Here is a 15,323-nt window from a genome sequence, read left to right as displayed (position 1 = left end):
GGGATGTGTCACAGTTCGCGGCCGACGGTGTCCCGGGTCTCCGGCACGGGCTCACGCTTCCGCGGGCGGGCCGGGTCCCAGTTCTGTGAATGTGACACTTCCGGGTGGGTGTGTCACCTTTCGCGGGCGACGGTGTCCCGGGTCTCCGGCACGGGCTCACGCTTCCGCGGGCGGGCCGGGTCCCAGTTCTGCGAATGTGACACTTCCGGGTGGGTGTGTCACCTTTCGCGGGCGACGGTGTCCCGGGTCTCCGGCACGGGCTCACGCTTCCGCGGGCGGGCCGGGTCCCAGTTCTGCGAATGTGACACTTCCGGGTGGGTGTGTCACCTTTCGCCGGCGACGGTACCCGGGTCTCCGGTGGTCCGGCCCGCTCCGGGCGTGCCTCGGCCGCGGCGGCTCCCCCTCCGAGCCGCCGCGGCCGATCCCCGTGGGGAAATGAGGCTTACTTGCCGTCCAGGCCCAGGGCGGGCGGGGCCGGGGCGTGGTTCTCGAGCGTGACGATCTTGTCGTCGGCCGCCGGGGCGGACGTCGGGGCGGACGTCGTCTCGGCGTCGGCCGACTTCGCCTCCGACGACTTCGCGTCCGGCGTCGTGGTGTCCGGCGTCGTGGTGTCCGGCGTCGCGGGCCTGGACAGGGACGGCAGGATGGGCGCGTGGTTCTCCAGGGTCCGGATGTTCGCGGCGTCGTCCGTCGGCTTCTTCTCGGTGTCGCTCATGTTGGCTCCCCCTGGGAGTGGTGTGCAGGTGGCTGAAAGGCGCCCCTGCCCGGCGATTCCCCCGAAGTATCGCCGGACAGTGGCATATGCCGGAGCCCACCCCCCAGTGGGCTCGTGCGACCCGTCTGCCCCCCGACACGACGAACCGTTGAGTCGACCTTGTCAGGCGGTCATAAACGTTCGATGAACGCCGCCGCAGACCGACCAGGCCCTCAGGACGCATCCAGCCCTCAGCGCGTGTTCAGCCTCAGGACGCGTCCAGGGGGGCCAGCAGGCGCCGTACCTCGGCCGCCTCCGGTACTCCCGACCGTTCCAGGAGCAGCAGGGCCTCCTGCCAGCAGGCCCGCGCCCGGTCCGACTGGCCGAGGGCGTGCAGGCTCTTGCCCAGCACCGTCAGGACACCGCCCCGGATGAGGTCGCCGCCGATGAACCCGATCGCCAGCGCCTGTTCGGCGTGCCGGGCGGCCTGCGCCGGGCGCTGGTCGGCCAGGTGCAGTTGAGCGATGCGGAAGTGCGTCGTCCCCTCCCACAGGCGCTGCCGGTTGCTGCCGAACATCACCAGCGCGTCGGACAGTTGGACCAGACCCTCGGCGAGCCGGCCGGCCCGGATCAGCGCGACGCCGAGGGCGTAGCGGCCGTTCGCCAGGCGCAGGGTGAGACCGAGTTGCTGGAAGATGTCGACGCCCTGCCGGGCCAGGGTGACCGCGTCCGACGGGCGGTTCATGCGCTCGTAGAGCCGCGACAGGTTGCACAGCGCGTTGGCTTCCCCGGGGCGGTTGCCGTCCGCCCGGTAGGCGTCCCGCGCGGTGGTGAGGAACCGCTCGGCCTCCTCGTAGCGGCCCTGGCTCAGCGCGATGATGCCCCGGTCGGTGGAGGCCCAGCTCACCGGCGTCGCGTCGTGCGCCGCCGTGGCCAGCTCGATCGCGCGCCGGGCCTCGTCGTCGGCCTCGGTGTAGCGTCCGGCGGCCAGGTGGACGTTGGACAGCGCCGTGCGGGCGCGGCTCTCCGCGCGGACGTCGCCGGCGTGCTGCGCGGCGTCCCGCAGGGCCGCCGCCGCAGTCTCGTACTGCTTCGCGTTCGCGCCCGACTCGGCCAGGTCCTTCGCCGCCCACAGCAGGTCGACGGCGCGCCGCAGCCCGCTGCCCGTGGTCTGCTGCCGGGCACAGGCCAGCAGGCCCTGCGCCTCCAGGAACAGCCAGTCCAGGGCCTCCGTCCGGTCCGTGAACGCCAGGCCGGTGTACGAGGTGGGCTCCAGGTGGGTGACCGTCCGGTCGCCCGGCCGCTCGATCGCGTAGACGCCCGCCGCCGTCGCCAGGTAGAAGTCCAGCAGCCGTGACAGCGCGGCCCCCCGCCCGTTCGCCGGCCGCTCGTCGCGTTCCGCGCAGGAACGCGCGTAGAGGCGCACCAGGTCGTGGAACCGGTAGCGGCCCGGAGCCGCCGATTCGAGGAGGGAGGTGTCCACGAGGGACTCCAACACGTCCTCGGTGTCGTCCAGCGGGAGGTCGAGGACGGCAGCGGCGGCGGCCAGGGACATGTCCGGGCCGTCGGCCAGGCCCAGCAGGCGGAACGCGCGGGACTGGGCCGGCTCCAGTTGGCCGTAGCCCAGCTCGAAGGTGGCCTTCACGGCCAGGTCGCCGGCCTGGAGCTCGTCCAGCCGGCGCCGCTCGTCCGCGAGCTTCGCCGCCAGGACGGACACCGTCCAGGTGCGGCGGGCCGCCAGCCGGGACGCCGCGATGCGGATCGCCAGCGGCAGGAAGCCGCACGCCGCCACCACGTCCAGCGCCGCCTTCCGCTCCGACGCCGTCCGCTCCTCGCCGACGATCCTCGTGAACAGGGTCAGCGCCTCGTCGGGGGACATGACGTCCAGGTCGACGAGATGCGCGCCCGCCAGATCCACCATCCGCACCCGCGCGGTCACCAGCGCCGCGCAGCCCTCCGTGCCCGGCAGCAGCGGACGCACCTGCGCGGCGTCCTTCGCGTTGTCCAGCAGGACCAGCACCCGGCGGCCGTCCAGCACCGACCGGTACAGCGCCGCCCGTTCCGCCGGCGACTCGGGGATCGCCGAGTCCGCCGTTCCGAGCGCCCGCAGGAACGAGCCCAGTACGGCATCCGGCTCCGCGGGCCGGGCCGCCGTGCCCTGCAGGTCGACGTACAACTGCCCGTCGGGGAAGGCGGACCGGGCCTGATGGGCCACGTGCACGGCGAGCGTCGTCTTGCCCACGCCGCCGATCCCCGCCAGCGCCGACACGGCCATGACACGGCCCGCCCCGCCGCCGCCCTCGGGACCGGACGCCGCCGACAGCACCTCGCTCAGCTCCCGCACGAACGCCGAGCGCCCCGTGAAGTCCGGTACGTTCGCCGGGAGTTGGGCCGGGCGCACCAGCGCCACCGGCGGCTGTGCCGCCGCGGCCGACGGTTCCGCCAGCTCCGGGTCGGCCTGCAGGATGCGGCGCTGGAGTTCCCGCAGCCCCGCCCGCGGGTCCACGCCCAGCTCCTCCGCCAGCAGCCGCCGCGTGTCCGCGTACACGGCGAGCGCCTCCGCCTGCCGGCCGCCGCGGTATAAGGCCAGCATGAGCAGCTCGCGCAGCCGCTCCCGCAACGGGTACGCGGCCGTCAGCGCCGTCAGTTCGGAGACCGCCTCCGCGTGGCAGCCCTGCTCCAGGTCCATGTCGAGCCGGGCCTCCAGCAGCCCCAGCCGCCATTCCTCCAGCCGCACCCGCTGCGCCTCCGCGTACGGCCCGGGGACGCCGGCCAGCGTCTCCCCGTCCCACAGGCCCAGCGCGCGGTTCAGCACGTCACGGGCCTGGGACAGGTCCCCGGCCGCCTTCGCCTTCTCCGCCTCCGCCGCCCACTCCTGCGCCACGCCGAGATCGAGGGCGCCCTCGCCCAGCCCGCGCACCGCGTACCCGCCCGACTCGCTCACCAGGACGCCCGGGTCCAGCACCTTCCGCAGCCGCGAGGCGTACGTCCGCACCGCCGCCAGCGCCTGCGACGGCGGCTCCTCCCCCCACAGCGCGCCGATCAGCTCGGCGGCCGTCGCCGTACGGCCCTCGCGCAGCAACAGGGCGGCCAGCAGGGCGCGTTGCTGCGGGGAGCCGGTGGCCAACTGCTCGTCCCCGCGCCGTGCGCGCACCGGGCCGAGCACGGCGAAGCGCAGCGCCGCCGGCTCCCCGGGGGAGCCGGGGCGCCACTGCTCCGGCACACGCGGGCCGCCGTGTCCTACCCGGTCGTCCATCAGGGCTCCCTTTAGGCATCCGAATTACCTGTTCAGTTTGCCCTGTCCATGCCGGAACCGTCAGCTTCCCCCCGGAGGTGTCCGGGAGCCGCCCAGGAGGCACCCGGAAGTCCGCACATCTCTCCCATCCGGCGCGCACACATCCCCACACAGTCGATCAAGTCCGGCCCTCGGTCATCGGCCGACGAACTAGCTGACGATCCGTCAGATCGGCGCTACCGTGCCCTCATGGAGACCACATCGAGGACCACGACGAGCACGACGTCCACGCCTGCGACCGCGACGACGCCCCTGCCGCTGATCATCTCCGTCGACGACCACACCGTGGAGCCGGCCGACGTGTGGCAGGACCGCCTGCCGAAGAAGTACCTCGACACCGCACCCCGCATCGTCCGCGCCCCGGTGAAGGAGATGACCTTCCTCGGCGGCCGCTTCCGGCCCGTCATGGGCGAGCCCGGCGACGACGGTCCGATCGGCGACTGGTGGGTCTACGAGAACCTGCGCCGCCCCCTCACCCGCCTCGACACCGCCGTCGGCTTCAGCCGCGACGAGATCAAGCTCGAGGTCATCACCTACGAGCAGATGCGCCCGGGTTCGTACGACGTGCCGTCCCGCCTCGCCGACATGGACGTCAACCACGTCCAGTCCGCCGTCTGCTTCCCCACCTTCCCCCGCTTCTGCGGCCAGACCTTCACCGAGGCCGCCGACCACGAGCTGGGCCTGCTCTGCGTGCGCGCCTACAACGACTGGACGGTGGAGGAGTGGTGCGGCCCGCAGGCGCGGGGCCGGCTCATCCCGCTCACCCTGATCCCCCTGTGGGACGCCGAGTTGGCTGCGGCGGAGGTCCGGCGCAACGCCGCCCGCGGGGTCCGCGCCGTCGCCTTCTCCGAGATACCCCCGCACCTCGGCCTGCCGTCCGTCCACACCGACTACTGGGACCCCTTCCTCGCCGCCTGCGACGAGACCGGCACCGTCGTCGCCATGCACATCGGCTCCAGCAGCCGTATGCCGTCCACGTCGGCGGACGCCCCGCCGGCCGTCGGCTCGGCGATCACCTTCGCCAACTGCTGCTTCTCGATGGTCGACTGGCTGATGAGCGGCAAGTTCGAACGCTTCCCGAACCTCAAGGTGATGTACGCGGAGGGGCAGATCGGCTGGATCCCGTACATCCTGGAGCGCGCCGACGTGGTGTGGGAGGAGAACCGCGGGTGGGGCGGCGTCGCGGACAAGGTCCACCGGCCGCCGTCCGAACTGTTCGCCGAGCACGTCTACGGCTGCTTCTTCGACGACGCCTTCGGGCTGCGCAACCTCGACTCGATCGGCGTCGGGAACGTGCTGTACGAGACCGACTACCCGCACTCCGACTCCACCTGGCCGAAGTCGCGGGAGGTCGGCGAGGCGCAGATGGGGCACCTGGACCCGGACGTGGTGGAGCGGATCGTCCGGGGCAACGCGATCGACCTGCTGGGCCTGACGAAGGACGGCCTGTGGAGCCCCCGTTGAGCTCCGGCCATGTCGTCCGTTACGGCATCCAGCTCCCGGTCCAGTCCCAGTCCACGATCTACGCCGAACCCTGGGAGGCCGGCGCGGGAGCCGCCGACCTCGTCGGGATCGCCCGCGCCGCCGACCGGGCCGGCTTCGCCTACGTCGCCGCCTGCGACCACGTGGCGATCCCGCGCCGGCTCGCCGAGGCGATGAGCACGGTCTGGTACGACCCCGTGGCCACCCTCGCCCACCTCGCGGCCGTCACCGAACGGGTCCGCCTGCTCAGCCACGTCGCCGTCGTCGGCCTGCGCCACCCCCTCGTCACCGCCAAGCAGTACGCCACCCTCGACCACCTCAGCGGCGGCCGCCTGATCCTCGGGGTGGGCGCCGGGCACGTACGGGAGGAGTTCGAGGCGCTGGGGGCCGACTTCGAGCGGCGCGGGGCCGTCCTCGACGAGACGATCGACGCCCTGCGCGCCGCCCTCGGGCCGGACGAGTTCCCGGCCCACCACGGGAAGTCGTACGACTTCGAGGGCCTCGGTCAGCGGCCGAGACCGGCGCAGGCCCGGGTCCCCGTCTGGGTCGGCGGCTCCTCCCCGGCGGCCGTCCGCCGGGCCGCGCTCAAGGGCGACGGCTGGCTGCCCCAGGGCGACCCGAGGGACCGGCTGCCCGCGCGGATCGAGCGGATCCGGCGCCTGCGCGAGGACGCGGGCATCGACACGCCCTTCACCGTCGGCGCCGTCACCGAGCCCCTGTACGTGGGGACGCCCGGCTGGAACGTCGGCCACCGCACCCTCACCGGCCCACCGGACGCCCTCGCCGAATCCCTGCGCGCCTACCCGGCGATGGGCGTCCACCAGATCCAGGTCAGATTCCGCTGCCGCAGCCGGGCCGAACTCACCGACCAGATCGACGCGTTCGGGGCGGAGGTGGGGCCTTCGCTGGGAACGTCCGCCTGACCGGCTCTCCCTGACTCTTCTTGAACTTTGAACAGGTCCCCGCCGGGCCGCGTATGCACGAACGTACGGACGTATGAACTGACGTATGGACGTACGGACGTGATGGCTCCGGCGGAAGGACCCGTGAAGTGCGATCCACCGAGCGCCCCTCCCAGCGACTCGCCGTCGCCCTCGCCTGCGCGGAGGGCGACTGGGCGCATGACGACTGGCCGGCGGCGGACGACCCGTACGTGGGCCGGGTCGTGCGGCTGACCCCGCCCTTCCGCCTGCCGGAGCCCGTGGACGTCGCCGTGCTGCGCTGCGCGGAGCCGACGGTGTCCTTCCCGGCGCTGATGGCGGCGCTGACCGTGCAGGGGAAGGCGCGGGTGCCGGTGATCGTCGTCAGCCCCCGCCACGACACCGCGACCGTGGTGGAGGTGTTCCAGGGCGGGGCGGGCTATCTCGTCGAGGGCGACTACTGCACCCACATGCTGTCCTCGGCCCTCGTGGCGGCCACCGTCGGCCACACCTACCTCTCGCCGGCCGCGTGCGCCGCGCTGCGGGAGGCGGCCCGGCGGTTGCCCACGGGCGGCGACGCCGTCGAGCGGCTGCGGGCTCTGCTCTCGCCGCGCGAACGCCAGGTCATGGAACTGCTGTCGACGGGCCTCGGCGCCCAGGAGATCGGGCTGCGGCTGCGGCTCAGCGAGAAGACCGTCCGCAACAACCTGAGCAACATCTACGCCAAGCTCGACGCGAGAGGAGGCACGGACGCGGTCCTGCGGTGGCTCGGAGCCAACCGTGCCACGCCCGTGCTTCGCAGTTGAGAGCCGATGCTTCGCAGTTGAGAACGATCCCGGATTCTCGGGCTCCCGGATTCGCGGACTTCCGAATTCTCAAAGGCTCACTGCACGGCTTTTATTCTATGCCCGTCACCGGCTCGCCCTCGCCGCCCGCCGGCGGGTTCTCCACTTCGGCCTGCGCGATTTCCACGTCGGTCACGTTTCCGCCGCCCTCACCGAATCCGGGTTCCGCGCGAACGCTGTTGCCCGATTTCAGGATTCCGTCGGCCTGGGGCGTCCCGCATTTCACGTTGCGCAGCCACAGCCGGCCGTCCGGAGTTCCGCTCTTCAGGATCTGCGGATAGAACACGTGGACGGTCGCGGCGCCCTCGCTCGGTGAGAAGAACACCGTCTTGCCGTCCTGGGCTTCCTTGTACGTGGCCCGCAGGAATCCGCTCACATCGGTGCGCTTGGCCGACCACATGAAGAAGCCGATGCTGTCCGTCTGTACGGTGTCGGTGCGGGTGAGGTCCAGACTGGTCGTCTTGGTGTCCGACGTGATGTTGATTTCCGTGGTGTTGAAACTCACGCCGACGTCGAAGATCGAGCCCGCCAGCTTCGAGGTGCTCGAGGCGGTGAACCCGTCCTCCAGCTGAATCGTCCGGGCGACGGACGTGCTCACCTTGAAGCTCTTGGAAGCGGTGCTGGTCGATCCGCAGTTGTCGGTCACCGCGGAGACCCGCTGATTGGGTCCGAGGCTGTTCCGCTTGTTCTGGACGGGGACGAAGTCGCAGTCCGCCAGCTTGCCCGAGTCCGAGGCGCAGTCGGAGCTCACTTCGGAGGGGGTCGCGGCACCCGCCGAGTTCATCAGCGGGACGATCACCGCGAGGGCCGCCACGGGGGCCAGGGCGAAGGTGATGCGCTTCTTCTTGCTCCGGTGGCTTCTCTTGCCGGGGGTGCGGGCCATGGGATTCTCCAGGGGGAGGGAGGGGTAACTGGGCGCTGCCGGGGTGCTGAGCTGCTACTTCATACGGTGTTCGAGCGACGTTCGAGTGATGTCGGGCAATGCTCGGGGGGTGCTGGAGGTGTGCTGCGACGATGCCGGAGGGGCGGCGGTCGGTCAGCAGTCCTCCAGGACCGCCTTGGAGGTGCCGTCCATGAGACCGGGGCTACCCGCGGCGCCCGGCAGGACGGCCGGACCCTCGACGACGTCCGGCGCGGTGAAGTTCTGCTCGGGGCGGGCCTGCCTGGCGAAGGCTCCGGGGTCGGCGTCGATACGCACCCGCCATTCACCGGTCATCCGCTGGATCTTCGGCGTGAACTCCATGTGGAGCACCTTGCCGACCGGCACCTGGCGCTCTTCCGTGTCGCCCGCCGTGGCCGTCTTCGTGGTCATGTCCAGGGTGCCCTTGTGCTTCAGCCAGGAGCCGCTCAGCGCTCCGAAGAGGCCTCCGGCCGCACCCTGCTGGGTCGACGTGTATTTGCCCTGTCCCTGGGCAGCGCTGGCCGTCCAGGAGATGGAGACCTTCGACGGCGTGGTGGCGTTCGGCTCGCAGTTGGGGAAGTCGATGGACGACTTCTCGGTGGGTGCGTCGAACGTCTCGAAGTTCGTCTCGACGAATTCACAGTTGTCGGACCTGAAGCCGTCTCCGAAACCGGCTCCGAAATCGTCCAGCGACTGGTTTTTGCCGTTGAGCACCTTGGTCCGCTGGCACATGGTCATGATCTCGTCGGTCGACTTCGCGTCGGCCGCGTTGGCCGACGGAAGCAGGGTGACGATGACCCCGCCGGTCGCCAGCGCCGCACCGATCGCCACGTACCGGATCTTCCGGTTCTTCAGCTTTCTCTTCGCCATGACTGCGTCCGATCCGTCCTTGAGGGGGGCTTTACCGTTCCGTGGAGGATTATTGGGGTTCCGCACAGGCTGTGGACAGAGTCAAATATCCCGGCTTTCAATCGACTTGCCGTGTGCTTGTGCAATCCGCGTAACTCGAGCAATTCACACAACTCGCGCAATTCATTTCATCTCATCCGGCACCCTCGGGGTGCCCTCGATGTGCCATCGGGGCGTCATCGGGTGCGGCCCGCCGCGTGCACGCATCTGACGCATCGTCAGTTCCAGCGTTACGATGCCGAGTTCCAGTGATGTGATGCGAAGGGGGTTCGGCATGGGCAAGCTCGACGGGCGCGTCGTCCTCGTCACCGGCGCCGCGCGCGGCCAGGGGGAGCAGGAGGCCCGGCTGTTCCGGGCGGAGGGGGCCGAGGTCGTCGTCGCCGACGTCCTGGACGACCAGGGCGCGGCCCTCGCCGAGGAGATCGGCGCGCTGTACGTGCACCTGGACGTGGGGCGGGAGGGCGACTGGCAGTTGGCCGTGCGCGCCGCGCAGAACGCGTACGGGCATCTCGACGGCCTCGTCAACAACGCCGGCATCCTGCGCTTCAACGCCCTCGTCGACACGCCCCTCGACGAGTTCATGCAGGTCGTGCAGGTCAACCAGGTCGGCTGCTTCCTGGGTATGAAGACGGCGGCCCCGGTGCTGGCGGACGGTGGCACGATCGTCAACACGGCGTCGTACACCGCCGTGACCGGGATGGCGGCGGTGGGCGCGTACGCGGCGACCAAGCACGCGATCCTCGGCCTCACCCGGGTCGCCGCCCTGGAGCTCGCGCCGCGCGGCATACGGGTCAACGCGGTGTGCCCCGGCGCCGTCGACACCGCGATGTCCAACCCGTCCCTGCTGGACCCGGACGCGGACCCCGAGGAGACCTCGAAGGCCCTCGACGGGCTGTACCGCAAGCTGGTGCCGCTGGGCCGGGTCGGGCGGCCGGAGGAGGTGGCGAGGCTCGCCCTCTTCCTCACCTCGGAGGACTCCTCGTACATCACCGGGCAGCCGTTCGTGATCGACGGGGGCTGGCTGGCCGGGGTCAGCATCATCTGACGGTGCCCGTCATCCGATGGCGGGCTCCCGCATCTGACGGTTCATCAGCTATTGACCCTCCGCGCGGGCGGTGCGACAGTCGTCGAAACTGACGGTACGTCAGAAATCTTCGTGAACCGGGGACGGTGAACCGCCTTGGAATTCGGGCTCTTTGTACAGGGATACGTGGGCAAGCGTGCCGAGACCGACCCGCTCGCCGAGCACAAGGCGCTGATGGAGGAGACCGAGTACGTCATCCAGGCGGACAAGTCCGGCTTCAAGTACGCCTGGGCGTCCGAGCACCACTTCCTGGAGGAGTACTCGCACCTCTCCGCCAACGACGTCTTCCTCGGCTACCTGGCCCACGCGACCGACCGCATCCACCTCGGCTCGGGCATCTTCAACCCGCTCGCCCAGGTCAACCACCCGGTGAAGGTCGCCGAGAAGGTCGCCATGCTCGACCATCTCAGCGAGAACCGCTTCGAGTTCGGCAGCGGACGCGGCGCCGGCTCCCACGAGATCCTCGGGTTCATACCGGGGGTGACCGACATGAACTACACCAAGGAGATCTGGGAAGAGACCATCGCCGAGTTCCCCAAGATGTGGCTCCAGGACGAGTACGTCGGCTTCCAGGGCAAGCACTGGCAACTGCCGCCGCGCAAGATCCTGCCGAAGCCGTACGGGAAGTCGCACCCGGCGATGTGGTACGCGGCCGGGTCGCCGCCGTCGTACGCGATGGCCGCGCGCAAGGGGCTGGGCGTCCTCGGGTTCAGCATCCAGAAGGTGTCCGACATGGAATGGGTGCTGGAGCAGTACAAGACGGCGGTGGTGAACGCCGAGCCGATCGGGGACTTCGTCAACGACAACGTGATGGTGACGACGACGGCGATCTGCGCGCCCACGCACGACGAGGCGATCCAGATCGCCGTGAACGGCGGGCTGCACTACCTGCCGTCGCTGGTGTTCCGGTACCACGACACGTTCCCGCGGCCCGAGGGCTTCCCGGAGTGGCCGGAGACGCTGCCCGCGTACAACGCCGAATTCGTCGAACTGCTCGTCGAGGAGGAGCTGTTGATCTGCGGGGATCCGGAGGAGGTGGTGCGGCAGTGCAAGCGGTGGGAGCAGGCCGGTGCTGATCAGTTGTCCTTCGGACTTCCCGTCGGGGTGCCCAAGGAGGAGACGCTCCAGACGATCAGGCTGATCGGGGAGCACGTGATTCCGAAGATCGACACGGATCCCGTGCATCGCACTACGCGGTTCCGGCAGGGCGCCTGATCGTCGCTGGGGTGCGGGTTGTCCGGCGACTGCGGGTCCGCTGTGGCTGGTCGCGCCCACGCGGCGGAGCCGCATATCGATACAGCCCCGCGCCCCTTAGGTATCTCCACCACACCGGAGTTCGAGGAGGCAAGGTCCGTGCTCGATCACGTCATCAAAGGCGCGACCGTCGTTGACGGAACCGGCGCGCCCGCCCATGTCGCCGACGTCGGTATCCGGGACGGGCGTATCGCCGTCGTCGGGGCGGTCGGCGAGGAAGCTCGGACGGTGGAGGACGGCAGCGGCCTCGTCCTCGCGCCCGGGTTCGTCGACCCCCACACCCACTACGACGCCCAGCTCTTCTGGGATCCGTACGCGACGCCCTCCCTGAACCACGGGGTGACGACCGTCGCCGCCGGGAACTGCGGTTTCACGCTCGCGCCGCTCAACCCCTCCCGCCCCGCCGACGCCGACTACACGCGCCGCATGATGTCCAAGGTGGAGGGCATGTCGCTGGTGGCGTTGGAGGAGGGGGCGCCCTGGAGCTGGAACGGGTTCGGGGAGTATCTGGACGCGCTCGAAGGGCGGATCGCCGTCAACGCGGGCTTCATGGTGGGGCATTGCGCGCTGCGGCGGTACGTGATGGGGCCTGACGCGGTGGGCGGGCAGCCGAGCGAGGAGCAACTCGCCGAGATCGTACGGCTGCTGCACGACGCCATGGACGCGGGCGCGTGGGGTTTCTCCACCACGCAGTCCTCGTCCCACTCCGACGGCGACGGACAGCCCGTCGCCTCCCGGCACGCGCTGCCCGCCGAACTGCTGGCGCTGTCGCGGGCCGTCGGGGAGCACGAGGGCACGCAGATCGAGGCGATCGTCGCGGGCTGCCTGGACCAGTTCAGCGACGCCGAGATCGATCTGTTCGTGGAGATGAGCGCGGCGGCCGGACGCCCCCTGAACTGGAACGTCCTCACCGTCGACGCGGCCGTCCCGGAACGCGTGCCCCGGCAGCTCGTGGCCGGCGAGCGGGCGCGGAAGGCCGGGGGCCGGGTCGTCGCGCTGACGATGCCGATCCTCACGCCGATGAACATGTCCCTGGGCACGTTCTGCGCCCTGAACCTGATCCCGGGGTGGGGGCCGGTCCTCGGCCTGCCCGTCCCCGAGCGGATCGAGAAGCTGCGGGACCCTGCCGTCCGGGCGGAGATGCTGCGGCGGGCCGAGTCCAAGGAGGCGGGCGTCTTCCGGCGGCTGGCGAACTTCGGGCGGTACGTCATCGGCGACACCTACAGCGCGGCGAACGAGGGCCTCACCGGGCGGGTAGTCCGCGACATCGCCGCCGAACGCGGCCTGGACCCCTTCTCCTGCCTGGTCGAGATCTGCGCGGCCGACGAACTGCGCACGGTCCTGTGGCCGATGCCCACGGACAACGACCCGGACTCGTGGGCGCTGCGGGCGGAGACCTGGAGCCACGAGGACGTCCTGCTCGGCGGCTCCGACGCGGGCGCGCACCTGGACCGGATGTGCGGGGCGCCGTACACCACGCGCTTCCTCGGCGACTGTCTGCGCGGCCGGCGCCTGGTCGGCCTGGAGCAGGCGGTGAAGATGCTGACGGACGACCCTGCGCGGCTCTTCGGCCTGCGCGAGCGGGGCCGGATCCAGGAGGGCTTCCATGCGGACCTCGTCCTGTTCGACCCGGAGCGGATCGACGCGGGCAAGGCCACCCTGGTGCGCGACCTGCCGGGTGACAGCCCGCGGCTGGACTCGAAGGCGATCGGCGTGCGGGCGGTCTTCGTCAACGGCGTGTCGGCCATCCGCGACGACGTCGTGACCGGCGCCGTACCGGGGCGGGTGCTGCGCTCGGGACGGGACACCAGGACGGTGAGCACCAGGTGAGCGGTGAAGCGGCCGACGGGCACGGTCTGACCGACGGGCACGGCCTGGCCTACGGACATGAACTCGTCTACGGGCAGCGGCTGTTCGTCGGTGGGGAGTGGGTGGAGCCGGACGGCGGTCACTACGACGTCGTCGACCCGTCGACCGAGGGGACCGTCGGCCTGGCGCCCGAGGCCTCGCCGGACCAGGTGCGCGCGGCCTGCGCCGCAGCCCGCGAGGCCTTCGGCCCGTGGTCGCGCACCCCGCCGGAGGAACGGGCCGCGATCCTCGCCCGGACCGCCGACATCATCCGCGCCCGGCTGGTCCCGTACGCCGAGCTGGCCCAGGCCGAGACCGGTGCCACGACCGGCACCGCGCGCGGCATGCAGGTCGGGGTGGGCGCGGCCCGCTTCCGGCGCTACGCGCGCGTGGAGCCCGCCGAGTGGCCGATCCCGCCGCAGGTCAACGAGGCGGGGCCGATGGGCGGGGCGGGGGTGATGGGCGCGGTGGCCGTCCGGCAGCCGGTCGGCGTCGTCACGTGCGTCACCTCTTACAACAACCCGTGGGCGAACCCGGCCGGGAAGATCGCCCCCGCCCTGGCCATGGGCAACACGGTGGTCGTGAAACCGGCCCCGCAGGACCCCCTGTCCGTCTACCGGATGGCGGAGGCGCTGGAGGCGGCGGGTGTGCCGCGCGGGGTGGTGAACGTCGTCTCCGGCCGCGCGGTCGAGGTCGGTGAGACGGCGGTGTCGTCGCCGGACGTCGACATGGTGAGCTTCACCGGCTCGACGGCGGTCGGGCAGCGCATCGCCGAGGTGTGCGGCCGGGACATGAAACGCCAGTTGATGGAGCTGGGCGGGAAGGGCGCGGCGGTCGTCCTCGACGACGCGGACGTCGCCTCGGCGGTGGCCGGCATCGGTACGACGTTCTCCTTCTACAGCGGCCAGATCTGCACGGCGCCGACGCGGGTGCTGGCGCAACGCGGGATCTACGACCGGCTGGTCGGACAACTCGCCGCATACGCCCGCCGGTTGAAGGTGGGCGACCCGCGCGAGCGCGACACGGTGGTCGGCCCGGTGATCTCCGCCGCGCACCGGGACCGCGTGGAGGCGTACGTGGAACTGGGCCGGAAGGAGGGCGCGGTGGTGGTGACCGGAGGCGTCGAAGTCACCGTTCCCGACCGGGGTTTCTACGTCGCCCCGACCCTCCTCGCCGACTGCACGAACGACATGCGGGTGGCCCGCGAGGAGATCTTCGGCCCGGTGGTCACGGTCGTCCCCTTCGACGAGGAGGCCGAGGGCATCGCCCTGGCGAACGACTCCGACTACGGCCTCATCGACTACGTCTGGACGTCGGACGTGGCCCGCGCCTTCCGCGTCGCCCGTCAACTACGCGCCGGCGGCGTCGGAATCAACACGGTCGCCCGCAACATGGAGGCGCCGTTCGGGGGGTTCAAGAGGAGCGGCGTGGGCCGGGACGTGGGCTCGTACGCCCTGCACGCCTACAGCGAGGTACAGGCGATCGTCTGGCCGGGGTGAAGGAAACGCGTCACACGGGTGTCCGAAAACCGCTCTTGGCATGGCCTGATCAATTTTGTGTTGCTTCCATGATCGGAGGTTGCTAACTTCCCGTTTCTCTCTGGATCGACCAACCAGAGCGAACAAAAACGGGAGAAAAAAATGCGCAAGTTGGCTGTCGGCGTGCTCGCGGGCGGGATCTTCGCCCTGAGCGCCGGGACCGCGGTGGCGGTCTCGTGGCACAACATTCCGACGCTCACCACGGGGGGCGCAGCCTTCAACGACGGCCAGTACGCGTTCTGGCCGTCCGGGCAGAACCACGGAGCCTTCGAGTGGAAGGGCAACCTCAAGGACACCGACCCGGGTGACGGGCACAACGTCTACGTCCAGGTGCGGGTCGAGGGCTACGACTGGAGCCGCTACAACGGCAAGCAGCGGAGCACCGTCTCCTTCGACCAGCTGAACTGGGACGGCGCCGCGCAGTACACCGACGACGCGTACATACGCGTCTGCCGTGACAAGGGCTCGCTGAACCCCGACAACTGCTCGGCGACCAAGCACTACCAGAAGTAGGCGACCGCTTCAGCACGTCCGCGGGCCCAGGGGTGCACAC

12 protein-coding genes are annotated in these 15,323 nt (G+C 70.8%); 8 read left to right on the top strand and 4 right to left on the bottom strand.

Going from position 1 to position 15,323, the window contains the following annotated elements; all coding sequences use genetic code 11:
* Positions 1 to 442 precede the first annotated feature (442 nt).
* Positions 443 to 715: a hypothetical protein gene (locus tag OG352_RS18605; protein WP_329218286.1), complete on the bottom strand. Its 273-nt coding sequence runs from the start codon at positions 713 to 715 to the stop codon at positions 443 to 445.
* A 247-nt stretch (positions 716 to 962) separates the two neighbouring features.
* A complete protein-coding gene (locus tag OG352_RS18600) occupies positions 963 to 3,950 on the bottom strand; it encodes an AfsR/SARP family transcriptional regulator (protein WP_329218284.1) in 2,988 nt (995 codons plus the stop codon).
* Between the two features lie 228 nt (positions 3,951 to 4,178).
* Between OG352_RS18600 and OG352_RS18595 the strand changes: the two genes are divergently transcribed.
* From OG352_RS18595 to OG352_RS18585, 3 genes are all read left to right on the top strand, one after another.
* Complete coding sequence (locus OG352_RS18595) at positions 4,179 to 5,453, top strand: amidohydrolase family protein (protein WP_329218283.1); 1,275 nt, start codon at positions 4,179 to 4,181, stop codon at positions 5,451 to 5,453.
* The gene (locus OG352_RS18590; RefSeq protein WP_329218281.1) at positions 5,450 to 6,394 is read left to right on the top strand and encodes a TIGR03619 family F420-dependent LLM class oxidoreductase; all 945 of its coding nucleotides are present in this window, start codon (positions 5,450 to 5,452) and stop codon (positions 6,392 to 6,394) included. Before OG352_RS18595 ends, OG352_RS18590 begins: the two co-directional genes overlap by 4 nt.
* Positions 6,395 to 6,522: 128 nt before the next feature.
* Positions 6,523 to 7,197: a response regulator transcription factor gene (locus OG352_RS18585; RefSeq protein ID WP_329218280.1), complete on the top strand. Its 675-nt coding sequence runs from the start codon at positions 6,523 to 6,525 to the stop codon at positions 7,195 to 7,197.
* A gap of 91 nt (positions 7,198 to 7,288) precedes the next feature.
* Here OG352_RS18585 and OG352_RS18580 read toward each other — a convergent pair whose 3' ends face one another.
* Both OG352_RS18580 and OG352_RS18575 read right to left on the bottom strand, forming a co-directional pair.
* Entirely contained in the window at positions 7,289 to 8,119 is an 831-nt protein-coding gene (locus tag OG352_RS18580) for a hypothetical protein (protein WP_329218279.1), read from the bottom strand.
* Positions 8,120 to 8,272: 153 nt separating this feature from the next.
* Positions 8,273 to 9,007 carry a hypothetical protein gene (locus OG352_RS18575; protein ID WP_329218278.1) on the bottom strand — a complete coding sequence of 245 codons (735 nt, stop codon included), beginning with the start codon at positions 9,005 to 9,007 and terminating at the stop codon, positions 8,273 to 8,275.
* A 313-nt stretch (positions 9,008 to 9,320) separates the two neighbouring features.
* Here OG352_RS18575 and OG352_RS18570 point away from each other — a divergent pair, with 313 nt between their 5' ends.
* From OG352_RS18570 to OG352_RS18550, 5 genes are all read left to right on the top strand, one after another.
* Positions 9,321 to 10,091, top strand: coding sequence for an SDR family NAD(P)-dependent oxidoreductase (locus tag OG352_RS18570; RefSeq protein ID WP_329218276.1), 771 nt, complete (start codon positions 9,321 to 9,323; stop codon positions 10,089 to 10,091).
* Between the two features lie 135 nt (positions 10,092 to 10,226).
* Positions 10,227 to 11,345, top strand: a complete 1,119-nt coding sequence (locus tag OG352_RS18565) for an LLM class flavin-dependent oxidoreductase (protein ID WP_329218275.1) — start codon at positions 10,227 to 10,229, stop codon at positions 11,343 to 11,345.
* Positions 11,346 to 11,483: 138 nt separating this feature from the next.
* Positions 11,484 to 13,214 carry an N-acyl-D-amino-acid deacylase family protein gene (locus OG352_RS18560; protein ID WP_329218273.1) on the top strand — a complete coding sequence of 577 codons (1,731 nt, stop codon included), beginning with the start codon at positions 11,484 to 11,486 and terminating at the stop codon, positions 13,212 to 13,214.
* Positions 13,215 to 13,258: 44 nt separating this feature from the next.
* Complete coding sequence (locus tag OG352_RS18555) at positions 13,259 to 14,731, top strand: aldehyde dehydrogenase family protein (RefSeq protein ID WP_329223880.1); 1,473 nt, start codon at positions 13,259 to 13,261, stop codon at positions 14,729 to 14,731.
* 141 nt (positions 14,732 to 14,872) lie between these two features.
* Entirely contained in the window at positions 14,873 to 15,283 is a 411-nt protein-coding gene (locus OG352_RS18550) for a hypothetical protein (protein ID WP_329218271.1), read from the top strand.
* The last annotated feature ends 40 nt before the right edge of the window (positions 15,284 to 15,323 follow it).

The sequence above is a fragment of the Streptomyces sp. NBC_01485 genome, assembly GCF_036227125.1.
Classification (GTDB): Bacteria; Actinomycetota; Actinomycetes; order Streptomycetales; family Streptomycetaceae; genus Streptomyces.
This window is presented reverse-complemented; position numbering and strand designations above follow the sequence as displayed.